The sequence below is a fragment of the Pseudomonadota bacterium genome (assembly GCA_018823135.1).
In the GTDB taxonomy this organism is placed as follows: domain Bacteria; phylum Desulfobacterota; class Desulfobulbia; order Desulfobulbales; family CALZHT01; genus JAHJJF01.
In genome coordinates this window covers 1-24,657 of sequence record JAHJJF010000072.1, presented here as the reverse complement: position 1 = coordinate 24,657, position 24,657 = coordinate 1, and the positions used below count along the sequence as shown (strand labels likewise).

Genomic DNA, 24,657 nt, shown 5'->3' with positions numbered 1-24,657 from the left:
CATTCATCAACCTCCCCTCATCAAACCGTGCTTGCGGTTTTCCCGCACACGGCTTTCCGATGTTCTTCACCGCAGGGCATGCGCCTTCGTCCAAGCCGCTGATGTCGGCACTTTGTACAGGCCGTACTTTTCATACAATGCTCTGTTTGGAAACCTGACGTAGCCTGTTTTCCTGTCTCTGACCTTGTGCCGCTTGCGCAGGTGGGTAATCAGCCGCTGTTCCAAGTGATTTCGTATCCGGCCCAGCGACTGGCTGCAGTTACGGTAGTGAAAGTAGCCAGCCCAACCTCTGAGCATGGAGTTAACTTCCTTCACCACCCATTCAAGGGGCATGATCGTCCGCTCTCGTTTCGTGAGCTCGGTAATTCGGTCTTTGACTCTCTGCTCGGCTTTCTTCGAAGGTTGGACATGGGGATAATGCTTCCTTGTTTTCCTGCCTTTTCCCATCCAGATTGTGAACCCAAGGAAGTCGAACTTCCCGGCAAAGGCATCGACGACCTTCGTCTTTGCCCCATTCAGGCTCAGTTGTAACCGTTCCAGGATCTGCTGCAACACGGCCATGGCCTGCTCGGACTTACCTCTCCGACAGAGGATGACAATGTCGTCAGCGTACCTGACGATGCGGGCACCAAGTCGTTGTTGTAGTCCGTGCCGCTCCCAGCTCCTGTCTAGAATGTGCAGGTAGAGATTGGCCAGCAACGGTGACACCGTCGATGCCGGCACACCCCTTTTTGGCGCGAACAAGGCCATAGGCATGACTGAGGATCTCTGCCCGATAGACCTTGTCATACAAGGCGTGAAAGCGGCAGGCTGGTTCCTGCTTGGCCTTGCGGTAGAGCTTCCTCTGTAGCGTCCTGATATTCTCCGGGGTTTTTAGCATTTCTGCAATCCCTCTATCCTCCGCTCTTCGGTTGCATGAACAAAGCAGGGCTCCTTCCCTCGGGCCGGGTTATGTTGTCCCACGCCTTCAAACGGTACTATGAGCCCCTCCGACTCCCGATACGGCCCAGCGTGATTTCGTCTCCTTATACACGCCGGTTGATGTTCCTCAAGCTTAACCACATCGGGTCTCCAGCACTGGGTTGTTATTCCTCCGCAACATGCCATCCCTGCTACCCCGAAAGACCACATGGGCCGATTCCGTTTTCCAGGCCCAGGTGCTTCGGCCTTCCCCATGTGTCCACTGGGTCGGCATCTTCAGTTGAGTTTAACGAGGCTACATATAGGTTCACTTTCGTTACGGCCTGCTGCTTTGCCAATTGGGAACTTACGACCCTTGATTACTCAAACGCCGCTCCCTTGAACTACCGGGGTGAACGGATAATTCCCCGGACGGGACTTTAACCCGTTGAATTAACAACTGTTACTGCGTACGGACATAATACCAATTTTCAGACGTTCAATTGATGCCAACTATACGTAACAACGCTTCTTTCATCATAACTAAAGATTATTCTGGAAACCTTGCCTGATACCGTTCACCCCCGATTCACCACGTCCCCCAAAACATCCTGCCAGAGATAATGAGCATACACCTTTTAAAGGCCCACCGAAACGACTTTATCCCGTGAAAACGCAATGGAGTTGTTATTGCCACCGCATGACAAAAGAATGCCCGAAAAGCCCACAGAAATTTCCAAAGAAATACATTTATCTTAAAGAAAATTAAAAGAAATTTGACATGCTGCGCAGATTGCGATACAGTTTATTTAGATTGAACTAAACGTTCTACACAAAACAGGAGCCCACCATGAGCCAGGATCTTACTACAGCAAAAGAAAATTTTATCCAGGGAATAAGCCGAATCACAACTTTCTGGGGATTTCCCAAGGCCATGGGAGCAATGTTCGGCACAATTTACTTATCGCCGGCCCCGTTGAGCCTTGATGAAATCGTGGAACAGGTAGGGGTTACAAAAGGTGCGGTGAGCACGAATATCCGCAATCTGGAACGGCTTGGTGTAGTGCATAAAATCATTAAGATGGGCGACCGCAAGGATTATTACAGCGCTGAAACGGATTTCTGGAAGATCATCAAAGGCATTCTGCGAGAAAGAGAAAAAAACGAATTTGACCGGGCGATTAAATCCGTCGGAGAAAGCCTCGATATTGTCCGCAACAGTATTCCTGACCCTGGCGAAAAGGAACTAACCCTGTTCTATGAAGATCGCCTCAAAACCCTCAATCAATTTTTTGAAAGCCTTGACAAGCTTGTTGCCACGATCATCGCCGTTGACGACATGCGGTCAGGCGTGCTTGGCAAGTTTGGAAAATGATCGGCAGTGAACAATTACAGAAAGAGGTGATAGTATGAAAAAACAAGAATTGCATGCCGTGACCGGGGCCTATGGCTTCACAGGAAAATATATTGCGGAAATTCTTCTCAAAAAAAAACACAGCGTCATCACTCTTACCAATTCCGTTTCCAGGCAAAATCACTTTGGTGATCGGATCAAGGCATATCAATACAATTTCGATCAACCGGAAAAACTTGTCGAATCACTCCAGGGAATTGAAGTTCTCTACAACACGTACTGGGTCAGGTTTAACCATAAGCTTTTCACCCACCAAAACGCCGTTAAAAACACCCTGACCCTTTTTGAAGCAGCCAGGCAGGCAGGCGTAAAAAAAATTGTTCATGTCAGTATCACCAACCCTTCCCTGGACTCCGAGCTGGAATATTTTCAAGGCAAGGCAGTACTTGAAGAGGAGCTGAAAAAAAGCGGGGTGGCCTATTCCATTCTGCGCCCGGCGGTTCTATTTGGTCGGGAGGATATTCTCATAAATAATATTGCCTGGTTGCTCAGAAAACTGCCTGTTTTCCCTGTTTTTGGCTACGGCAGTTACCGGGTCCAACCGATCTATGTGAGGGATTTTGCGGAACTGGCCGTACTCGAAGGGCAACGGAAGGAGAATGCCACAATAAACGCCATCGGTCCCGAAACATATACCTATAAAGGACTGATTGAAAAAATCGGCGATATTATCGGCACAAGTAAACCCATTGTTTCCGTGTCTCCCCTTCTGGGGTATGTGACGGGATATTGCATAAGCAAGTTTGTCAAAGACGTTGTTGTCACCAAAGAAGAAATTAAAGGATTGATGTCCGACCTTCTGGCTGTTGATACCCAACCCACAGGAAAGACGAAGCTCTCTCAATGGGTCCAGATAAACAGCGACATTGTCGGGATGAAATATGCCAGTGAGCTTTCCCGCAGAGTTAACCGGGAATCAGCGTACGCCGTTTGAAGTCACTACGAAGCAGAGACTTGCACTCCTTGTCTTAAATAATAATCCTGAAATAAAAAGCCCTGGTGAGAACTAGGGCTTTTTTATTAGGGACTTACACAGAGAACCCAAAAACGGGCAGGCTTGACAATTAGCTGTTTGGCAGCCACTGTAATACAAAAACAATTCGCAATCACAAGGCCCAAAAATGCAGACTATTTTTTCTCTTATACTCCTCATCGCCTTCATCGCTGAATCGATATTTTTTATTCTTCTGGTAGTTCAAGACAAAGAGATCGATGACAGCTATTTCAGGAAATATAAGGATAAAAATCTGTTTCTGTTTACCCTTGCCAAGGCAATTATCGTCGGGCTGGTCATCTATGTAATCCTTTTCCCGGGTGGGCTTGTTTTGGGATCGGGAAGAATCGGCGGCTATATTATCGGCGTGCTCTATTGTTTCATCGCCTTGCGGTTTTCAAGGAATTACCGAACGTCTTACCGCAAAAATCTTTAATCTTGAATCCATTGCTTTGCAGATTTCCCGGGAATTGTGCAAGCAACTGCATTGAAAGGAGGAAACTGATGAAAAACAAACTGGTGCTCTTTGTGTTAACTATTCTTTTACCCTGCGCATCTATTGCCGCAGCTGATACAACCATCTTGGCCGGCGGCTGCTTCTGGTGCATGGAGTCGGATTTTGAAACACTTCCAGGGGTAACCAATGTGGTCTCCGGGTTTACCGGCGGCACGTTGAAAAATCCAACCTACAACGGCAATCATCAAGGCCATTATGAAGCCGTTGAAATAACCTATGACCCGCAAAAGGTCAGCTATAAAGAATTGCTGGACCATTTTTGGGTAAACATTGACCCCTTTGATGCGCGGGGACAGTTTTGTGATAAGGGGTCGAGCTATCTGAGCGCCATTTTCGTGGCCAATGAAGCCGAACGACAACTTGCGGAACAATCCAAAAAGGCAGTTATCGAGCAATTTCCCGGCAAAAAAGTTGTAACGCCGGTTCTTGACGCATCAACTTTTTATCCCATTCAAGGCAATGAAAGCTTTCATCAGGATTATTATAAAAACAACCCGATCCGCTATAAAGGCTATCGCTGGAATTGCGGACGCGATAAACGCTTAAAAGACATCTGGGGGGACAGAGCAACACATTGAAATGTTTGAGCAGAAACCCCGGAAATGTGTCATAAGAGCAATGATAATGGAGAAATACATAAATACCCACTACAAACAATTAAAGGTCTAACACTATGGAAAACACAGCCAAATTAGCCGTCCTCATCGACGCCGATAATGCCCAACCGAGCATTGTGGATAGTTTGCTGGCCGAGATCGCAAATTACGGGATTGCCAGCGTCAAACGAATCTATGGCGACTGGACAACGCCTGGCCTGAAAGGCTGGAAAGAGGTCCTTTTGCAGCATTCCATTCAGCCCGTGCAGCAATTTGCCTACACAAAAGGAAAAAATGCCACGGACAGCGCAATGATAATTGACGCGATGGACCTGTTGTACACCAGTCACTTTAACGGATTCTGCATTGTATCCAGTGACAGCGATTTCACCAAGCTGGCGTCAAGAATCAGAGAGTCAGGACTATTGGTATATGGTTTTGGCGAGCAGAAAACGCCGTCCCCTTTTGTTTCAGCCTGTGACAAATTTATTTACACAGAGGTTCTGCGAGCAAAGACTGATGAAACTAAAGCGATTGTCAAAAAATCCAGCATCGACCTGAAAGGCGATACTAAGCTGGTTAACCTCCTGCGTAATGCGGTGGAAGCATCCTCCGATGAAAGCGGCTGGGCCCATCTTGCAACTGTCGGCAGTACTATTGCGAAACAGGCGCCTGAGTTTGACCCACGCAATTACGGCTATGGCAAACTGGGTGAGCTGGTTTCAGCAACAAAGCTGTTTGACACGGAAGAAAGGCAGATAGGTTCCAGCAACTCAAAGGCCCTTTATGTCCGTGATAAACGAAACAAATAGTTTGAAAACCAGGCAGCAAGCCATCGGGCGACTCCTGCCGTTCAGATCTGGACATTACCTATGACCAATAACGACATTTTACGCAGCATCCGCTATACATTCAATTTTGACGATTCGAAAATGATTGCGATCTTCGGCCAGGCTGATCATCCGGTATCCAGGCAGCAGATCAGCGACTGGTTAAAAAAAGATGATGATCCGGCATATCAGGAATGCAGCGATAATCTGCTGGCAATTTTCCTCAATGGTTTGATTATCGAAAAACGCGGCAAAAAGGAAATGCCACACCCTGAGCCGGAAAAGCGTTTATCCAACAACATCATTAAACGCGCCAAACCCGTAAAGCCGCAACCCGAGCCCGAGACGCGCTTGACCAACAATATCGTTTTCATGAAATTAAAAATCGCCTTAAACCTCAAAGCCGATGATGTGTTGGCTATTATGGACCAGGCGGAATTCGGCATGAGCAAACACGAATTAAGTGCGTTTTTTCGAAAACCGGGGCACAAACATTACCGTGAATGCAAGGATCAGATTCTACGTAATTTTCTCAAAGGTCTGCAGCGTAAATATCGCCCCGCCCCTGATTGAAAGCGGGATTCTGGACCGGGACGACAATATTTTCAAAAGCGCTGGATTGAAAGCTCTTCAACCCGGCCGGCAAATCCACCCACCAGGTCAATACCTTCCCCCTCATGAGCAAAGAATGTACTGACCCTCAAAAATATCTCGGCTTTAAATCACCGAATAAGGTATTCTTTGCTATTAATTCCAACGTTGCAGTTGCACCTTCCGTCCACGAATGGAACTGTCCGATTAGCCAGCCATTTTTAAAAAAACCAATCAAAACAAAAGGATAATACCAATGAAAATATGTTTTCCCGTTGAATCAGATCAGGGATTAGACAGTGAGGTGTTCAGTCATTTTGGTTCAGCGCCGATCTTTGTTGTCTTTGATACCGAAACAAAATCAATCAAGACAATTAACAATCAGGACCTGGGCCATGCCCATGGCAAGTGCAACCCCCTGAAAGCCTTAGACGGCAAAATGGTTGACGCGGTCATCGTCGGCGGCATTGGAGCCGGCGCCATCAACAAGCTCAACGGCATGGGAATAAAGGTCTACAGGGCTTCAAAGGGCACGGTTCAGGACAATATCAGATTATTTGAAAACAAGGCAATCGCTGAAATTCCTGTGGAGCATGCCTGTGGTGGTCATGCCGGCGGATGTGTCCACTGATGCAGCGATGCTGCGATAAAAATCCATGAAAGAAAATAAACCAAAAATTATCATCGGCTGTGAAGAGTGGTGTGCCTTTCCGGATCTTGGCATCCCGGCGATCAAGGCGCGGGTGGATTCCGGCGCCAAAACATCGTCAATCCATGCGTTTAATATCCAGAAATTCAGAAAAAACGGCGAGTCCTGGGTGAGCTTTGAAGCCCATCCCCTCCAGAATAATCGCCGAGCGGTTATTCGTTGTGAAAAACCGATCATTGATAAGCGGATCGTAAAGAGCTCCAGCGGCATATCTGAAACCCGCTATGTAATTGCCACGACACTGAAGATCGGCCTTGAAGCCTGGGACGTGGAACTGACCCTGGCCAACCGGGATTCCATGGGTTACCGGATGCTCCTGGGTCGTGAAGCAATGAGTGGCCGCATGATTGTCGACCCATCGCTCAATTTCTGCCTGGGCAAAGTTTCAGTCAGCGCCCTCAACGAGCATTATGAGAAAAGGGCGCAGATAAAGAGTGGCCTGCGGATTGGTCTCCTGGCAAGCAACCCGGACCTTTACAGCAACCAGCGGATTCTTGAGGCCGGTGAAGAACGCGGCCATGAAATGGAGTTTCTCGACATCAAACAATGTTACATGAAACTGGATGCCGTGGAGCCGGAAGCGCATTATCGCGGCGGCATAATTCTTGACACGCTGGATGCTGCCATAACCCGAATCCGGCCCAGCATCACCTTTTATGGCTGTGCCCTGGCCCGACAATTCGAGAGCATGGGCGTGCTTACGGTAAATTCATCCTCTTCAATAACCCAATCCCGAGACAAATTATACGCCCTGCAATTAATGCTTAAAAGCGGCATCAATATCCCGACCACCGGCTTTGCCAATTCCCCAATTGATACCAATGATCTGATTGAAATGGTTGGCGGCGCGCCGCTGATCGTTAAATTACTGGAAGGAACTCAGGGTAGAGGCGTCGTCCTTGCCGAGACAAAAAAAGCCGCGGAGAGTGTTATCAATGCCTTCAAGGCGCTTCGGGCCAATTTACTGGTCCAGGAGTTTATTAAAGAGGCCGGCGGCAAGGATCTTCGATGCTTTGTGGTTGATGGAAAGGTGGTTGCAGCAATCCAACGGGAGGCAGCTCCCGGTGAATTCAGGGCAAATCTGCATCAGGGCGGATCAGCGTCCGTCGTCAAGATTACCCCTCGGGAAAGAATGCTTGCGGTAAAGGCGTCCAAGATCCTGGGTTTGACCTTTGCCGGCGTGGATATTATCCGGTCAAAAAGAGGGCCGCTGTTATTAGAGGTAAATTCTTCGCCGGGCCTGGAGGGTATTGAAGGCGCCACGGGAAAAGACATCGCCGGCATGATGATCTCATCCATCGAGAAAAAACTCGGCTGGAAAAGAAAACTCAGCAATGAAAAACTTAAATGATAACCACCTTATTCCATGATTAGGCGCTCGCCTTTCAATGCCGTTACCCTTTCTGTTTGCCCGTCAACCTGACCTCCGGTCCCAGATCCCTCCGGATCAGAATATAGACGATCAGCACAGAAGCGATGCTCATCAGGATCGGGCTGAAAAACCACATGAGCAGAGGGACCAGAAAATAATACCCCCTGACACCGAGTGAAAAATGGATGCCGGAGGTGAGAAACATCCTGGCAATGTCCGGGGTGGAATCGCCGCCTTCGATTTCGTCCAGCTTGTCCTTGGCAATGTTCAAAATAACGGACATATAGTTCACCTCGCGGATATACCAGGTGAACTTAAAGAATGAATAGGACAGGATAATGATGATCAGCAGCACCTTAAACCCTGTCAGCGAGTCATTCGATGCCCCGGCAAAATCGGCGACCCTTGCCGTCGCCCCCAGACCAGGCAACAGGTTCAGCGCCCCCATGATCAGAATTACTGCGGTGGAGGCCAGAAATGAGGCACTCATGATCATGTTCCTGAGGGTCTGGACAACGACAATGCCTTCCTTGCCGCCGGAGTAGGCTCCGATCCAGGCATTTCGATACTCCTGCAGTTTGCCGAGAAAGAGACTGTGGGGCCGGTTTCTGAGCATGAATGCAAGAAAATAACGGTATCCAAAGAGACCTGAAAGATACAGCCCCAGGGCAATCCAGTCGGCAGAAGCAAATTGTGAGAACCACTCTCCAAAAACATCAAAAGCTGACATACCCAACCCCCTGGAAGAATAAATCCTACCGTAACCCCAATCACCCACTGCCTGGAATTTCCTGTTGCTTGTTCTGCGTCATTTCAGATCAGCGAGGCTGTCTTGCAGATCAGTGCAAACTCCTCGGGATCAAGGCTTGCGGTCCCCACCATTAACCCGGCTACACCGGCAATCCGCAGGTAATCACCGGCGTTATCCTTGTTAACCGAGCCACCATATAGGACAGGTGTACCCGGGGCGACTTGCTGAATCCCCTCTATTGCCGCCCTTGTCTTTGCCGGAGATTGGGGAATACCAATACCCATGGCCTCAACCGGGCCATAGCCGATAAGCAGATCGCCAAGACCATCATACAGGGCAGCCACCTGAGACCTGGCATAGGGCAGATCGACACAGACGATTGGCCTGATATTGGCGGACTGAGCCTCGCTGACCTTATTGGCAACATCCTGGTCTGTTTCATGAAAATACCGTCGCCGCTCCGAATGACCGAGAAGAGCAAAGGCCACCCTGTTTCGCAGCATTTCAGCGGCTATCGCCCCGGTATAGGCGCCCAGCGGGAATGGCGACAGATCCTGTGCTGCCAGGGTCATATGGGCAATTTTATATTTCTGTAATTTCTGCCGCAGCGCCAGAAGGTATAATGCCGGTGGGGCAAGTATCACCTCTACCTCCGGGTGCGGAAGGTACAGCTGTGAGAATTTTTCAAGCCATGCCTCAGCTTCGGACAAGGTTTTATGGGACTTCCAGTTTGCCAGCACATATCTCGTCATACATTACTCCTGAATCCCTGGCGGGATCTGATTTGTTTGCCGTAACAACAGGCTTTTAGCAGATATTTCTTTGGTCCATTCTCCCCTTACTCTGCTGAGTAACAAAAGAACCCTTTCATCTCCTTTAGAATGTACAAGCTTGCCAACAGAGTCAAACACTTTCTTGAGATTTGACAATAGTCTTCGCAAATCAACCTTGACTCTCTTTCGTCTTTGGCCATACCATCAAAAATATACTGTAAAACAATCTGACCATGAAGGAGATCCCATGAAAACCAGCAGCTTGTTTGAACCCCTGTCCATTGGAACCCTTCGCCTGAAAAACAGAATCGCCCTGGCGCCAATGACAAGAGGCCGGGCGGGCAAGGATCGTATCCCCAACGACTTGATGGCTGATTATTATTTTCAGAGATCCGGCGCCGGACTGCTGATCACCGAGGCGACAGTGGTTTCAGAACAGGGCATCGGCTGGATTGATTCGCCGGGAATATACAATGATACGATGGTTGCGGGCTGGCGGAAACTCACCGATAAACTCAAACCAACCGGCACCCCCATTTTTCTACAGCTATGGCATTGCGGCAGAGCCTCGCACAGTGATTTCCATAATGGCGATCTCCCTGTTTCTGCTTCGGCGGTAAAACTGAACGGCGACCACATCCACACCCCCCTCGGCAACAAACCTTACGAGACACCTCGTGCCCTCACGGTGACTGAAATCAAATCAATCGTGAATGATTATTACAAGGCAGCGATAAATGCCAAGGCAGCCGGTTTTTCCGGGGTAGAGGTGCATGGCGCCAACGGCTATTTGATTAATCAATTCCTTGATTCAAAAACAAATCTCCGCAATGACCAATACGGTGGAAGCCCTGCAAATAAATTCCGTTTTTTTAACGAAATCCTTGAAGCGGTGCTTGAGGTTTGGTCACCAAAACAGGTGGGTGCCCGGATTTCGCCAAACGGCGTTTTTAATGATATGGGCAGTGAAGACTTTTGGGAGACCTATCTTTATGCAGTGCAAGAGTTAAACAAATTCAAACTGGGTTATCTGCATATCATGGACGGATTGGCTTTTGGATTTCATGACAAGGGTGAACCAATGACCCTGGCGGAATTCAGGCCTGCCTATCAGGGAATAATTATCGGCAATTGCGGCTATACCAAAGAAACGGCTGAACAGCGAATCGCTGAGGGCTCTGCCGATATAATCGCCTTTGGCCGCCCCTTTATCAGCAACCCGGACCTGCCTGAACGATTCAAAAATAATTGGCCGCTGAACCCTGCTGAAGACATGTCGCTGTGGTATACGCCGGGGCCTGCAGGCTATACCGATTATGCGCCGTATAAATAATCCTGCCCTGATAGGGTCCACTGATTAGAATAAATGAACATGATTGAAAGGAAACATCTCCTCCCGTATAACGGAAGAATCCGGAAGAAATGACAATGTCACCTCATTCCGGATTTTTGAATGATAAAGAGTTTGTTTATGTAAAAAATCAGCGAATTATTTCTTTTCTTCCTCAGGTTCTGGCACACGGCCTTCCTTGAGATCCCTTCCCTCAAGAAAACGAATAATCGATTCCGCAGCTTCGTTGCCCTGATATACTGCTTTGGCAGCGGTCTGCGGCCCAAGCACTCCATCACCGCCGGCAAAAATGCCGGGAACAGAGGTCTGCATGGTAATCTCATCAACCTCATAGGTGCCCCAGCGAGACATCTCAAAGTCAGTGCCGGTGCTGGCCGTATCATCGACATCCTGACTGATCGCCGGAATAATCGCATCCGCTTCAATCATGAAATTGGAACCGCCAACCGGAACCGGACGACAGCGCCCGGAGGCATCGCACTCACCAAGTTCCATGCGAATACATTCTATTTTTGTAAGTTTGCCGTTATCACCATGTATTTTTACCGGTGCGGCAAGCATTTCGATTTTCACCCCCTCTTCTTCCAGATGGTGTATCTCCGCCATGGAGGCCGGCATCTCCTGCTTTGATCGGCGATAGAGGATAAAAACCTTATCTGAACCGGTGCGGAGCGCAGTTCTTGCGCAATCTATTGCAACATTTCCACCGCCAACTACCACTACATTTCTGCCAAGATTCAGGTTCTCACCAAGATTTACCCGGCGCAGGTAATCGACGCCGTGGATCACCCCAGGCAAATCCTCACCTTCCACTCCGAGCTTTCTGCTGGCATGCGCCCCGACGCCGATAAAAACAGCCTCAAAGCCGTTATCTTTGAGCTGCTCCAGGGTGATATCCTTTCCAATGGTAGTATTGTTGACTACTGTAACGCCACAATTTTTCAAGGCATCAAACTCAGCATTAATGATATCACGGGGCAGCCGGTAAGCGGGAATTCCCACCGCCAGCATACCACCGAAATTTGGCAGGCTTTCAAAAATAGTACAGGGATATCCGACATGGGCAAGGACAAACGCCGCAGTCATTCCGGCCGGACCTGATCCAACTATTGCCACCTTTTTATCTTTAGGAAGCGCACAGGACTTGAGCATGTTTTTATTGTTGGCAACCATCCAGTCGACGATATAGCGCTCAAGCATACCGATGGCAACCGCGTCACCTTTTTTGCCACGGATACAGGATCCTTCACACTGAAACTCATGCGGGCAGACCCGCGAGCAGACCGCCGGAATTGAATTGGTTTCCCGATCCGCCCAATACGCTTCTTCAATTTTGCCTTCTCGTAACAAGGAAATAAAGCGCGGAATATCATTATGAATGGGGCATCCATCCCGGCATTTTGGTTTTTTGCATTGCAGACAGCGCTCTGCTTCCCGAACCGCAGTTTCGTGGTCAAATCCGAATACAACCTCATCAAAATTACTAATTCGCTGGGCAACACCAAGCTCCTTTGGCTTTTGCCGTGGTATTTCCAGTCTTTCTTTTGGCTTCATTCTTCCCTCCTGATATTTTGTACACATCGCTCATTGCATATAGTGATTACAATGAGCGATTCCACTAAGTTAAAGCACATGATAGTAATATGTTTTAGCATGCTTTTTAAGTTATTTTTTTCAGTATTAAGTTCTACACAAAAAAAACCCTGTGATGCTCTCTCTTTCTGGCAAAAAATCCCCCTTCACCCTTGACAAATCAGCTGACTTAGCTCAACATAATGAGAATTTATACAATCAAGTAAATTCAAAAATCCCTCTTTCAGAAACTTCTAAGGACATGCCTTAGACTTGTTACTTTCAAGCGGTAGTGGGGTTTTCCAGAGTTGCCGGGGTAGGGAAAAAATGAAGGCCGAATTAATCAATCCTTTTTTAAACGCTGTAAAAAATGTCATAGAAACCATGGCGCAAACAAAAGTAACCGCGCTCAAGCCAAAACTTAAAGATAATACCGTAACTTACGGTGAAGTAACCGGCATTATCGGCATGGCTTCTGAAAACATTGCCGGAACGATGATTTTAAGTTTTAGCGAGTCTTGCATCATCGATATCGTTGCCAACATGTTGATGGAAGAGCCAAAAACTAAGATTGATGCGGAAATTGTCGATGCGGTGGGTGAACTCACCAACATGATTTGCGGCGGGGCTAAGGCCGATCTTGCAAAGCTGAACCATAAATTTGATCTCGCCACCCCGACCATGATAGTCGGAAAAGGTGTTGAAATATCCCACTTTTCCAACATTCCGACTATCGTTATTCCCTTTAGCACCGAAAAAGGTCCGTTCGTCGTGGAAGCCCATTTGGATGAAAAAAAATAAAGTTCATTTCCTGACATCATAAAAAAAAAGCCGCCTAAAAAAGGCGGCTTTTTTTTGCTTATTAAACAATAAATTAATGATCGCGTTTTGCAACCTTCAAACGTGCAAGAGCTCTTTGTAAAGCAGCTTCAGCCCGTACGAGATTAATTTTTTCTCTTTGTTGTACAGCTTCTGCAAGTCGTTTTTCAGCACGTTCCTTGGCCCGCAGAGCCCGATCAACATCAATATTGGTTCCTAATTCAGCTGCCTCAACCAGAAACGTTATTTTATTATTTGAAACCTCGCAAAAACCACCGCTTACCATCATTTGATTCTCGTTTCCCTGATTTTTGAAAACAAGAACTCCTGTTTTAATCGTACTCAGAAAAGGTGCATGATTCGCTAAAACACCGAACTCGCCCGCAAAGCCGGGAGCAGTTACAATATCTACTGCTTCGCTTACAACAGCACCTTTCGGGGTTACCACTTCCAATTGTATTTTTTCAGACATTTTTATAGATCCTCAACTCTGTAAATCAGACAGAAAAATCTAAGTGTATTTTCCTGCTTTTAAAAGATAAGTATCCTCAAGTTTTATGCGGCCTTGGATTTAGCTTTAGCGGCCTTTGCGACTGCTTCTTCTATTGAACCAACCATATAAAAGGCAGTTTCCGGCAGGTCATCATGCTTGCCTTCGAGAATTTCTTTAAAACCACGAACCGTATCAGCAATTTTCACATAAGCACCTTTCATTCCAGTGAATACTTCAGCAACGGTAAAAGGTTGTGAGAGATAGCGCTGAATTTTGCGGGCTCTGGTTACAGTAATCTGATCTTCCTCAGAAAGTTCGTCCATACCAAGAATGGCTATAATGTCCTGCAGATCTTTATATTTCTGCAAAGAAACCTGAACGCCACGAGCTGTCAAATAATGCTCTTCACCGACAACGTTAGGATCAAGGATTCTTGAAGTTGAATCAAGGGGATCAACCGCAGGATAAATTCCCAGCTCGGAGATCTGACGGGAAAGAACAACTGTACCGTCAAGATGGGCAAAAGTGGTTGCCGGCGCGGGATCGGTCAAGTCATCGGCAGGCACGTATACGCACTGAACAGCGGTAATTGACCCTTTATGGGTGGAGGTAATACGTTCCTGCAATTCTCCAAGGTCGGTACCCAGCGTCGGCTGATAACCAACCGCAGAAGGAATACGACCAAGAAGCGCCGAAACCTCGGAGCCAGCCTGGGTGAAACGGAAAATATTATCAACAAAAAACAGAACGTCCTGGCCTTCTTCATCGCGGAAATATTCAGCAGCTGAAAGACCGGTCAGCGCAACACGAGCACGCGCTCCTGGAGGTTCTGTCATCTGTCCGTAAACGAGTGCTGCTTTCGGAAGTACACCGGATTCCTTCATCTCATGATACAAATCGTTTCCTTCACGGGTACGCTCACCAACACCGCAGAAAACCGAAATACCACCATGTTGCATGGCAATATTATTAACCATTTCCATCATGATAACCGTCTTGCCGCAACCAGCGCCGCCGAACAGTCCCATTTTACCACCACGAGGAAAAGGCACCAGCAGGTCGATAACTTTAATACCGGTCTCAAGAACGTTAACTTCCGTATCCTGGTCGGTAAATGCAGGGGCCGATCGATGAATAGCTCTTAGTTTGTCGGAATTAATTGGTCCCAATCCGTCAACCGGGCGACCGACAACATTCATGATTCTGCCGAGTGCAGGCGCACCACAAGGAATTTCGATTGGCTTTCCGGTGTCTGTAGCACTCTGCCCGCGAATCAAGCCGTCTGTCTGATCCATGGCGATGCAACGGACTACGTTGTCACCCAGATGTTGTGCAACCTCAATGATCAGGTTACCTTCCTGATCATTAATCCCTTTATTGGAAACCCCAAGGGCATTCAAAATAGCCGGCAATTGACCTGGCTCAAATTCGACGTCAACAACTGGGCCGATGACCTGGACTATTTTACCTACATTTCCTGCTGTCTGTTCTGCACTCATTGGCTTCACGCCTCCTCAACATGTATTTAAATTGAACTTTTATCTTTATCCTTTTAAGGCCTCTGCGCCGCCGACAATATCCATAAGCTCTGATGTAATACCAGACTGCCTGGCCTTATTATAAATCAAAGTCAAATTACTGATGATGTCCTTACAAGCTGTGGTTGCATTATCCATTGCGGACATCCGTGCGGCATGTTCACTTGCGCCGACTTCCAACATGGCATGATAGACCATAACATTAAGATAAAGAGGGAGCAGAACCTCCATGATTTCTCCGGTGCTCGGCTCATAAATATAATCGCCCGATGTTTTGCTTGCTACTGCTTCCCCTGCAACCGGACGTACAGGTAAGAGAAGCTCGGTCTCTGGTCTCTGGGAAGCAACACTATGAAACCTGCTATAAACAACGTGCGCTTCATCAGCGTCCCCGGCGAGAAAATTTGCAGCAACGTCCTGCGCAATGGCACGGGCGTTAAACATTTGAAAGGTACCCATAATGTCCGGAAACTTCTGCCGAACTTTACCGGTTTTATTGAAATATCTAGCCCCTTTCTTGCCGACACAAACGAGGGTAACTTTTTTACCCTCTTCTTCAAAGCGGCGCATCATTTTCTCAGCCACTTTTAAAATGTTGCTATTAAAACTGCCGCAGAGACCTCGGTCGGAAGTCACAACAAGCAACTCAACAGTCTTGACTTCTCGGGACTCCATGAGCGGAAATTGGCCTGAATCCATGTTGGCAGACAGACTGCTCATGGCATCGTTGAACTTCGCCGTATAAGGGCGAAAATCCACCATTTTCTGCTGGGCGCCACGCAACTTGGCAGCAGCAACCATATTCATGGCTTTGGTGATCTGTGAGGTTTTCTTCACACCACCAATTTGATTTTTGACATCTTTTAGACTAGCCATTGGATTTACCCCGTCTGGAAGAAATCAGTATTAAAGGCCCTTAGAAGCCTTGAATGTTTCAGCGAACGCCTTGATTGTAGTGTTCATCAGCTCTTCAAGGGCAGGGTCGATTATCTCTTTTTCGCGAAGGGTATCAAAGATGGCCGGCGCATTCTGCTCAATATGGGAATAAAGCAGAGTTTCAAATTCGGCCAGGGTATTAACCGGCAAAGAATCCAGATGGCCTCTTGTTCCGGCAAAAAGAATTGATACCTGCTTTTCCATTGGCAGTGGTTGATACTGAGGTTGTTTGAGAATTTCAACCAACCGTTCACCGCGATTCAATTGCGCCTGAGTTGCTGCATCGAGGTCGGAACCGAAACCAGCAAAAGCTGCAAGCTCACGATACTGTGCCAAGTCGAGACGAAGGGTACCTGCAACCTGCTTCATGGCTTTTACCTGAGCTGCACCACCTACTCGCGAAACTGAAAGGCCAACGTTGATCGCCGGGCGAACACCCGCAAAGAAAAGACTGGGCTCCAGGTAAACCTGACCGTCGGTGATTGAAATAACGTTAGTGGGAATATAAGCTGAAACGTCACCTGCCTGGGTTTCGATGATCGGCAGGGCGGTAAGTGATCCGGCGCCGAGCTCATCGTTCACTTTCGCAGAGCGCTCAAGCAATCGAGAATGGTTAAAGAAAATATCTCCGGGAAACGCTTCACGTCCGGGTGGACGCCGAAGAAGAAGTGACAACTGACGATAGGCAACAGCCTGTTTTGAAAGATCATCATAAATGATCAAGGCATGCTGGCCGTTGTCACGGAAATACTCGCCCATGGCGCAGCCGGCAAAAGCTGAAACGTACTGCATGGGTGCAGGATCGGAGGCACATGCCGCGACAACTGTGGTGAATTCCATCGCACCGTGCTTACGAAGCGCTTCAACAACCAAGGCCACTGTTGATTTTTTCTGACCGATGGCGACATAAATACAATGAACATCAGTGTATTTCTGAGCGATAATCGCGTCAACGCAGAGAGCTGTTTTACCGATCTGACGATCGCCGATGACCAGTTCGCGCTGTCCCTTGCCAACCGGGGTCATGGCGTCAACGGCTTTAGCACCTGTATAACAGGGTTGATGAACACCCTTTCTGGCGATAACACCTGGAGCAAGAACCTCTATTTTTGAGGATAGCTTAGCATTAATGGGACCCAGTCCGTCAATGGGTTTTCCTGTTGCATCAACAACACGGCCTTCCATTTCAGGCCCAACAGGAACCTCAGCGATCTTACCGGTACGTTTAACCGTATCGCCTTCCTTGATATGCCTTACGTCACCAAGAATCGCGCAACCGACATTGTCTGCTTCAAGGTTAAGGGCCAAACCAAGAATTCCACCGGGGAACTCCAGGAGTTCCATGGCCATACAATTCTCAACGCCATGAACGCGCGCAATTCCGTCACCAACTGAGATAACGGTTCCGGTTTCACTCAGATCAACCTGTGTTTCGTAATCCTTGATCTGTCCCTTGATGATTTGACTTATTTCTTCAGCTTTAATCTGCATTGCTATTCACTCCCCTTTATGGATTCTTTTAAACCCGCGAGTTGCGATTTAATACTCCCGTCCAGCACTAGATCCCCGACCCTGGCAATGATGCCACCAATGACGGAGGGGTCAACCTGGCTCGTAAGAACAACTTGCTTGCCGGTTAATTTTTCAAGTGTCGCTTTGACCTTCACCTTAAGGTCATCGGACAACTCAGTTGCTGAAACGACAGTCCCCTGACTTATATTCCGATCCGCATCCACCATTGCCTTAAATGCTTCGGCAATATCAGGCAGAACATCGGCCCGTTTTTTCTGAACCAGAAGGTTCATAAAATTTGACATAACTTTAGAGGCTTGAAAAGCCTTCGCGAGATGCTCCATCACTTTGGAACGAACATCAAGCGGATACATCGGATTGGTGAGAGCGTCTTTAACCTCTGGATGACTGACGTACAACTTGGCCAGTTCATTCAGCGCCTCGCAGTACTCATCAAATGCGCTTTCCCCTTCTTCCTTGCCTACGGCAAATAATGCCTTGGCGTACCTTTTTGCTAATACTGTATTCCTCACTGTAAAGCCCCCACCTTTTCAAGGTAATCTTCAACCAGTCTACTCTGGTCGGCTTCCTGGAGATTCTTCCTGAGTATTTCCTCAGCCATGGCTGCAGCCTGCTCAGCAACCTCCTCACGAAGTTGGCGTTTGGCTTGGGCCAGTTCCTGCTGTATTGCCATCTCAGCCTGCCTCTTAATGTCTCCGGCAGCCCTTTCGGCATCCTTAATTATGCGTTGTTTCTCCGCCTCGCCCAAGGCAACAGCGGCTCCAATGATACTGGACACCTCAGAGTCAATGCTGGCAAGCTTGGCATCATATTCTTTATATTTTTGCTCTGCTTCAGCCTTCCGGGCATCAAGCTCTTCAAACTGATCCTTGATAGCCTGTCGTCTGCTGCCGAGTGTATTGACAAGAGGCTTTTTGAGCGCCCAGACCAGAATAATCACCAGGCCGGTAAAGTTCAGAACGCGCCACAGAAAATCCATTTGCTTCGCATGTGAAAGGCTACCACCCTCTCCAGTAATACCGGCCCCCTCTCCACCGCCCGAGGCAAATGCAATTGCGGTAGCAACCAATAGCACAGAGAAAGTCAGTGCGGGGATTACATATTTTTTCCAATTATTCGTAGACATTTTTATACAGTCCTCCCCAGCACCTTGGACGCCATCTCGTTTGCAAATCCTTTTACCTGGCCTTTTAATTCCTGCTGCGCTCCGGCAAACTGCGTTTGGATCTGGGCCATCTGCTCAGCCTTGGCAGTATCAGACGCTTTACGAATCCCAGCGACTTTTTCAGCGCTTGTGGCCTGAGCAGTCCCGCGAGCCGCATCTAATTCTGCTTTTGCCTTGATTCTCGCCTCGTTAAGCTTGATTTCAAATTCTTCAATTCTTAATTCAGCGTTTTTGTTAAATGTACTGACATCATTGGAAAGACCGGCTATTTTTTTATCCCTTTCTTCGAGAATGGTCCGGATTGGTTTATAGAGGACAATATTCATAATCACAATGAGAAACAGAATATTGGCTATCTGTATGGGCATGGTGATATCTATATCAATCATATAAAAGCTCCTTCGTGTTCAATCTTTTCCGGATAAAAAATGAATGGCTCTTCATTTATTTAAAAATGGTGAATACTAGATTCTGTTTTGCCTGTCAACATTTTTATCTCAAACAAATATCAAACTGTGTTTTTTACCTTCACTGCCGTTTTTTTTTCAGTTTGCCTGTTTTTTTATAATTTCAAAAACATTTGACAAGGCCTCAGGCAATTTATCGCCCAATGTGCCCCCAGCCTGTGCCATGTCAGGACGACCACCGCCACTGCCCCCTACCGTGGAGGCTATTTCCTTAATTATATTTCCGGCATGAAATTTTTTGGTAAGGTCTTTACTGACAATTGCCAATAGAGCAACTTTTTCATTAAGTTTTCCGCCCAAGACGACAATTCCCGAGCCCATTTTATCGCGGATGCGGTCACCGACCTCTCGCAATGTTTTGGGCGAATCCAAAGGAATCATCTCGGAAATGACCCGAACGCCGTCGATTATTTTTGCATTCTGAATCATCGAGTCAATATCAGCAATAACCATTCTGGCGGTGAGCAGGCTTACCTCTTTTTCCAACTCCTTTTGCCTGGCGAGAATTTTTTTAAGTTTGACGGAAATATCTGGAAGCGTTGTTTTTAATTCGTCGGCAATTCCAATAAGCGCCCCTTCGATTTCCTGAAATTTCTGAAAGGCTTCAGGTCCTGTTACCGCCTCAATTCTTCTGACCCCTGCGGCGATGCCGGTCTCGCCGGTTATTTTAAGAAGGCCGATCTCGCCGGTGGCACCGACATGGGTTCCACCGCAGAGTTCCTTGCTGAACGCTCCTACGGAAACCACCCGCACTTTTTCGTCGTATTTTTCGCCGAACAGGGCGGTGGCCCCTGATTTAATTGCCTCATCCCGATCAAAAAGGTTTGTCTGTAAATTGGTGTTTGCCCTGATCTCGTCATTGACGATTGCCTCGATTTTTTTTATTTCTTGAGGGGTAATCGGAGAAAAATGCGTAAAATCAAAGCGAAGCCGATCAACTTCGACAAGTGATCCGGACTGCTTGACATGTTCGCCTAAAACATTCCTGAGCGCAGCATGAAGAAGATGTGTACCCGTGTGGTTATTCGCTATACGCTGGCGCCTGCTTTCAGCCACCTTAAGCTCAACCGCATCCCCCTGCTTGAAACTGCCTTCAATGACGGTTGCCAGGTGAATGCTTAATCCGTCCCCGGCCTTAACCGTATCATGCACCTGGGCTTTGCCCTGGGGCCCGGCAATTTCACCCTGATCACCAATCTGCCCGCCGGACTCTGCATAAAATGGTGTTTCAGGACAGACTATCGAGACTTTATCGCCTTGTTGAGCTGCGGCAATCTTCTCGGCTTTTTCATTGAGGATTGTAATAATTTCGGAATGATGCCGGCGCGTGTCATAGCCGACAAATCTGCTCTTGATCCCCTGGTCGAGAAGCTCCCGAATACCTGAGCCCTTTTCCGCAAGGCTTTTTCCCTTCCAGGACTTTCTGGACTGCTGCTTTTGAACCTCCATGGCGGCATGGAAACCGGCCTCATCAACGGTCATGCCTTTTTCCAGGGCAATGTCCCGGACAATATCCACAGGAAAACCAAAGGTGTCATATAATTTGAAAATAAACTCGCCGGCAACCGTCTGCTCGCCTGCTCCGGACAATCGTTCAATTTCTTCATGAAGCATTGCCAGGCCGTGATCAATGGTTTCCAGAAACCGTACTTCCTCGTTTTGCACTACCTTATTGAGCAATTCCCGGGCATCACTGATATGGGAATATCCTGCCTGCATCTCATCCACAACCGTCGCGATGATCCCGGCAAGAAACGGCGTATGAAGTCCCAATGCCCTGCCGTAACGAATCGCCCGGCGCATGATGCGCCGCAGCACATACCCCCGTCCCTCATTTGACGGCAACACCCCGTCCGCCACCAAAAACGTTGTTGCCCTGGCATGGTCGGCAATGACCCGCATTGCAGTATCCATCCTGGGGTCTTCGCCGTATTTCTTGCCGGTGGTTGCGGCAATTCTGTGGATTATCCCACTGAACAGGTCGGAATCATAATTAGAGAATTTGCCCTGGACAACCGCGGCAATGCGCTCAAGCCCCATGCCGGTGTCAATGCTTGGCTTGGGCAGCGGCGTCATTTTTCCGGACTCGTCCCTATAAAATTGCATGAACACCAGATTCCACAACTCAAGAAATCTGTCGCAGTCGCAGCCGGCTTTGCAATCCGGCCCGCAACTCATCGCAGGTCCCTGATCGATGAGGATTTCCGAGCATGGCCCGCAGGGACCGGTATCGCCCATTGCCCAGAAATTATCCGCTTCCCCCAGCCGGATAATTCTGCCCTTGGGCAGATCGTCGATTTTCTCCCAGAGAGCAAAAGCCTCGTCATCCTCTTCAAAAACAGAAACCCAGAGCTTGTCCTTGGGAAGTCCGATGATCCTGGTTAGAAAATCCCATGCATAACGGATGGCATCCTCTTTGAAATAATCGCCAAAAGAAAAATTCCCGAGCATTTCGAAAAAAGTATGATGCCGGGCCGTATAGCCGACGTTTTCCAGATCATTATGTTTGCCGCCGGCCCGCACACAGCACTGGGATGTTGTCGCAGTGACATAATCCCTTTTATCCTCGCCCATGAAAACCCTTTTGAATTGCACCATTCCCGCATTGGTAAAAAGGAGGGTCGGATCATCCTGAGGAACCAAGGACGAACTCTTGACTCTTGTGTGGCCGTTTTCTTCAAAAAACCTGAGGAATTTTTCCCTTATTTCGCTGCCTTTCATATCTGGTTCCGATTGCTTATTTTTTATAACTGCTCAGGCAGATCAGAACGGGGGACTATTCGTCTATCCCTCATCTGCGCCCGCATTAAAAACAATTTATCTTCAACGGCGAAAGCTCAAAGGCCGGGATTTCCCCTTTCTTTGAGCTCAAAAAAACGTATCGCGTTGTTTCTTTATTCTTCCGATTTCGGCTTCGCTGCTTCCTTGCCCGGAACAAGCCCGAAACCGAGACGAACCTTTTGTTCGATTTCCGCTGTTTTTTCTGGATGCTCCCTTAAAAAGGACTTGGAGTTTTCCCGGCCCTGACCGATTCGTTCGCCATCGTAAGAATACCAGGCGCCGCTTTTTTCGATAATGTCATGCTCCGCGGCCAGATCAAGGAGATCCCCTTCCCTTGAGGCGCCCTCGCCAAAGATTATATCGAACTCAGAGATTTTAAACGGCGGCGCCATCTTGTTCTTAACCACTTTCACCTTGGTCCGATTGCCGATCACCTCCTGGCCGTCCTTGATTGCAGCAATTCTTCTTATGTCCAAACGCAGGGAGCTGTAAAACTTCAACGCGTTGCCGCCAGGTGTGGTTTCGGGATTCCCGAACATAACCCCGATCTTCATCCTGATCTGGTTGATGAAAACGATCGCGGTGTTGGTTTTTTTAAGTATGCCGGTGAGCTTTCTCATGGTCTGTGACATGAGCCGGGCCTGCAGGCCGACATGGGTGTCGCCGATGTTTCCGTCAATCTCCGCTTTGGGGACCAGGGCGGCCACCGAATCGATAACGATTATATCCACCGCGCCGCTGCGGATCAGGATCTCGGCAATTTCCAGGGCCTGCTCGCCATAATCAGGTTGCGACACCAGAAGGTCGTCAACGTTGACCCCAAGCCTCTCAGCATAGCCGACATCAAAGGCATGTTCCGCATCGATAAATGCCGCTGCCCCGCCTGCCTTCTGGGCCTCGGCAATCATATGCAAGGCCATTGTCGTCTTGCCTGACGATTCCGGGCCATATATCTCCGTCACCCGCCCCCTTGGCACTCCGCCCACTCCGGTGGCGATATCCAGACTCAGCACCCCGGTAGATATCACCGGCACAGCCTCTCTTTCATCGGTGCCCAGGCGCATTATGGACCCTTTGCCAAACTGTCGATGAATTTGAATAATTGCCGAATCAAGTGATTTATTTTTCCCTTCAGCCGTGGTCATTTCATTCTCTCCATGAACGCATATGGTTATAAAATCTTCCGTTTATCATAAATGATGGACTCGGTAAAAAATCGCTGCAGCAAAAGGTCCACCGCACCGGTTCTACCTGTTACAAGGCAATAACTTTATGAAATCAATCTTTTTACACATAACATCATAATTGAGCTTTTTGAATGCCCACGGTCACAGAATGATGACAACTGCACCGTGCTGACAGGAAATTGCATCCTGCAGCAGCTCAGTTTCAGCAAGAAAGGAACATTCCCGACCATGGCGGATCTACAAATCACCTGCGATTGCATATTCTCAATAGCAATAAATTATACATGGGAATTACCATGGACTACGAGAGTCGGCAACCGGAAAATCCTCTTGGTCCGAATATTTCCTGGCTAGTCCGCTTTTCTCACAAACCGAGACGAGTAGCAGATCCACGAAACAGGTTGTTCGGCTATATATGCATATGCCAAACAACCTGAGCCATAGGAGTTGCGGCTCTATCGGGATGCCTTTGGCGGACATTTACCCAGGGTTGCTGGTTGCTGTATTTTAAGCCGCTGATTTTTCAAAATTCAGACAATTTATCTGAGACCCGTGTAATTTAAAGCCCTTGATCATTGGTGGAGACGTGTCCACGAGAAACGTGGGCTAGTCGATTTTCATTTGCAAGCCGAGCATTTGCCGCCGCAACAAATCAAGAGCGGCCATGGAGGTCATGGCTTGAACCTGCCAGCGGTCCCCGGAAAAATGATAGCGATATGCTTCAATCCCGCCTTCTGCCGCAAGACCGATGTACACTGTGCCCACCGGTTTTTCTCCGGTGCCACCGGTGGGTCCGGCAATGCCGGTCACGGAAAGAGCATAGTCGGCCTTGGTTATCCTTTTTACGCCATCTGCCATGGCCCTGACGGTTTCAGCGCTGACCGCTCCATATTTCAGAAGGATTTCACTGTCTACACCAAGAATATTTTGTTTGAGATCATTGCTGTATGCCACAACCCCGCCGACAAAAAAAACTGAACTCCCGGGACGCTTGGTCAGTTTATGGGATATCAGCCCCCCGGAACAGGACTCGGCCACCGCCAGTGTCTTCTGCCGGGAAGTCAAATGATTACCGATTATCTCTTCCATGGTTTCCGAGTCGGTTGCAAAAACACAATCCCCCAGAATGCGGACAATTTCCGCATCATATTGCTGAAAAAGGCTGTCGCTTTCTTCCTGTGATCCACCGAGAACCGTTATACTGACATGCACTTCCGGAAACACCGGGTAATAGCCGATGCGGATACGTTCATCCTTGTTTTCGATATCCTTGAGTTTACTGTTCACCTCGGTCTCAGGGAGACCAAAAACCTTATATACTTTCTGAGACACCCCCCGGGAGTGATTATCCGGCATCGCCTCAAGGTG

At 48.1% G+C, this 24,657-nt stretch carries 23 protein-coding genes and 1 pseudogene; 10 read left to right on the top strand and 14 right to left on the bottom strand.

The features are described 5' to 3' along the window. Window positions 1–66: 66 nt before the first annotated feature. Window positions 67–880 (bottom strand): annotated as a pseudogene (locus KKE17_07790) (RNA-directed DNA polymerase (Reverse transcriptase)). 870 nt (window positions 881–1,750) lie between these two features. Here KKE17_07790 and KKE17_07785 point away from each other — a divergent pair. From KKE17_07785 to rimK, 8 genes are all read left to right on the top strand, one after another. Then, complete coding sequence (locus tag KKE17_07785) at window positions 1,751–2,275, top strand: hypothetical protein (protein ID MBU1709887.1); 525 nt, start codon at window positions 1,751–1,753, stop codon at window positions 2,273–2,275. Between the two features lie 34 nt (window positions 2,276–2,309). Continuing rightward, window positions 2,310–3,248 (top strand): NAD(P)H-binding protein, encoded by a 939-nt coding sequence (locus KKE17_07780; GenBank protein ID MBU1709886.1) that lies wholly within the window; start codon window positions 2,310–2,312, stop codon window positions 3,246–3,248. Window positions 3,249–3,435: 187 nt separating this feature from the next. Beyond that, window positions 3,436–3,744 carry a hypothetical protein gene (locus KKE17_07775; protein ID MBU1709885.1) on the top strand — a complete coding sequence of 103 codons (309 nt, stop codon included), beginning with the start codon at window positions 3,436–3,438 and terminating at the stop codon, window positions 3,742–3,744. 68 nt (window positions 3,745–3,812) lie between these two features. Beyond that, on the top strand, window positions 3,813–4,403 hold the full coding sequence (msrA, locus tag KKE17_07770; protein ID MBU1709884.1) for a peptide-methionine (S)-S-oxide reductase MsrA: 591 nt from the start codon (window positions 3,813–3,815) through the stop codon (window positions 4,401–4,403). 95 nt (window positions 4,404–4,498) lie between these two features. Beyond that, window positions 4,499–5,233 carry an NYN domain-containing protein gene (locus KKE17_07765; protein ID MBU1709883.1) on the top strand — a complete coding sequence of 245 codons (735 nt, stop codon included), beginning with the start codon at window positions 4,499–4,501 and terminating at the stop codon, window positions 5,231–5,233. Window positions 5,234–5,293: 60 nt separating this feature from the next. Beyond that, window positions 5,294–5,824, top strand: coding sequence for a DUF1456 family protein (locus tag KKE17_07760; GenBank protein ID MBU1709882.1), 531 nt, complete (start codon window positions 5,294–5,296; stop codon window positions 5,822–5,824). Between the two features lie 274 nt (window positions 5,825–6,098). Continuing rightward, entirely contained in the window at window positions 6,099–6,473 is a 375-nt protein-coding gene (locus KKE17_07755; GenBank protein ID MBU1709881.1) for a NifB/NifX family molybdenum-iron cluster-binding protein, read from the top strand. 25 nt (window positions 6,474–6,498) lie between these two features. After that, a complete protein-coding gene (gene rimK / locus KKE17_07750; protein MBU1709880.1) occupies window positions 6,499–7,902 on the top strand; it encodes a 30S ribosomal protein S6--L-glutamate ligase in 1,404 nt (467 codons plus the stop codon). 43 nt (window positions 7,903–7,945) lie between these two features. Here rimK and KKE17_07745 read toward each other — a convergent pair whose 3' ends face one another. After that, the gene (locus KKE17_07745) at window positions 7,946–8,653 is read right to left on the bottom strand and encodes a DUF599 domain-containing protein (GenBank protein ID MBU1709879.1); all 708 of its coding nucleotides are present in this window, start codon (window positions 8,651–8,653) and stop codon (window positions 7,946–7,948) included. An 83-nt stretch (window positions 8,654–8,736) separates the two neighbouring features. Continuing rightward, window positions 8,737–9,426: a triose-phosphate isomerase gene (locus KKE17_07740; protein ID MBU1709878.1), complete on the bottom strand. Its 690-nt coding sequence runs from the start codon at window positions 9,424–9,426 to the stop codon at window positions 8,737–8,739. Between the two features lie 268 nt (window positions 9,427–9,694). Between KKE17_07740 and KKE17_07735 the strand changes: the two genes are divergently transcribed. Next, window positions 9,695–10,780: an alkene reductase gene (locus KKE17_07735; GenBank protein MBU1709877.1), complete on the top strand. Its 1,086-nt coding sequence runs from the start codon at window positions 9,695–9,697 to the stop codon at window positions 10,778–10,780. A gap of 156 nt (window positions 10,781–10,936) precedes the next feature. Here the strand turns inward: KKE17_07735 and KKE17_07730 are convergent, their stop codons facing one another. Beyond that, the gene (locus KKE17_07730) at window positions 10,937–12,352 is read right to left on the bottom strand and encodes an NAD(P)-dependent oxidoreductase (protein ID MBU1709876.1); all 1,416 of its coding nucleotides are present in this window, start codon (window positions 12,350–12,352) and stop codon (window positions 10,937–10,939) included. A 345-nt stretch (window positions 12,353–12,697) separates the two neighbouring features. Between KKE17_07730 and KKE17_07725 the strand changes: the two genes are divergently transcribed. Next, window positions 12,698–13,171 carry a chemotaxis protein CheX gene (locus KKE17_07725; protein MBU1709875.1) on the top strand — a complete coding sequence of 158 codons (474 nt, stop codon included), beginning with the start codon at window positions 12,698–12,700 and terminating at the stop codon, window positions 13,169–13,171. Window positions 13,172–13,244: 73 nt separating this feature from the next. On the opposite strand, the gene KKE17_07720 is transcribed toward KKE17_07725, so the two are convergent. The 10 genes from KKE17_07720 to KKE17_07675 form a co-directional block, all read right to left on the bottom strand. Next, window positions 13,245–13,661, bottom strand: a complete 417-nt coding sequence (locus tag KKE17_07720) for a F0F1 ATP synthase subunit epsilon (GenBank protein MBU1709874.1) — start codon at window positions 13,659–13,661, stop codon at window positions 13,245–13,247. Window positions 13,662–13,744: 83 nt separating this feature from the next. Further along, window positions 13,745–15,181, bottom strand: a complete 1,437-nt coding sequence (atpD, locus tag KKE17_07715; GenBank protein ID MBU1709873.1) for a F0F1 ATP synthase subunit beta — start codon at window positions 15,179–15,181, stop codon at window positions 13,745–13,747. Window positions 15,182–15,226: 45 nt separating this feature from the next. Then, window positions 15,227–16,096, bottom strand: coding sequence for an ATP synthase F1 subunit gamma (gene atpG, locus KKE17_07710; protein MBU1709872.1), 870 nt, complete (start codon window positions 16,094–16,096; stop codon window positions 15,227–15,229). 30 nt (window positions 16,097–16,126) lie between these two features. Continuing rightward, on the bottom strand, window positions 16,127–17,647 hold the full coding sequence (atpA, locus tag KKE17_07705) for a F0F1 ATP synthase subunit alpha (GenBank protein ID MBU1709871.1): 1,521 nt from the start codon (window positions 17,645–17,647) through the stop codon (window positions 16,127–16,129). 2 nt (window positions 17,648–17,649) lie between these two features. Continuing rightward, complete coding sequence (locus KKE17_07700) at window positions 17,650–18,201, bottom strand: F0F1 ATP synthase subunit delta (protein ID MBU1709870.1); 552 nt, start codon at window positions 18,199–18,201, stop codon at window positions 17,650–17,652. After that, window positions 18,198–18,815: an ATP synthase F0 subunit B gene (locus tag KKE17_07695; GenBank protein ID MBU1709869.1), complete on the bottom strand. Its 618-nt coding sequence runs from the start codon at window positions 18,813–18,815 to the stop codon at window positions 18,198–18,200. The genes KKE17_07700 and KKE17_07695 overlap by 4 nt, the downstream gene beginning before the upstream one ends. Before the next feature lie 2 nt (window positions 18,816–18,817). Next, complete coding sequence (locus tag KKE17_07690; GenBank protein ID MBU1709868.1) at window positions 18,818–19,243, bottom strand: ATP synthase F0 subunit B; 426 nt, start codon at window positions 19,241–19,243, stop codon at window positions 18,818–18,820. A 156-nt stretch (window positions 19,244–19,399) separates the two neighbouring features. Next, window positions 19,400–22,042: an alanine--tRNA ligase gene (gene alaS, locus KKE17_07685; protein MBU1709867.1), complete on the bottom strand. Its 2,643-nt coding sequence runs from the start codon at window positions 22,040–22,042 to the stop codon at window positions 19,400–19,402. Window positions 22,043–22,215: 173 nt separating this feature from the next. Continuing rightward, on the bottom strand, window positions 22,216–23,247 hold the full coding sequence (gene recA, locus KKE17_07680; GenBank protein ID MBU1709866.1) for a recombinase RecA: 1,032 nt from the start codon (window positions 23,245–23,247) through the stop codon (window positions 22,216–22,218). Between the two features lie 648 nt (window positions 23,248–23,895). Next, window positions 23,896–24,657, bottom strand: a 762-nt coding sequence (locus KKE17_07675; protein MBU1709865.1) for a nicotinamide-nucleotide amidohydrolase family protein, incomplete at its 5' end; no start/stop codon positions are given.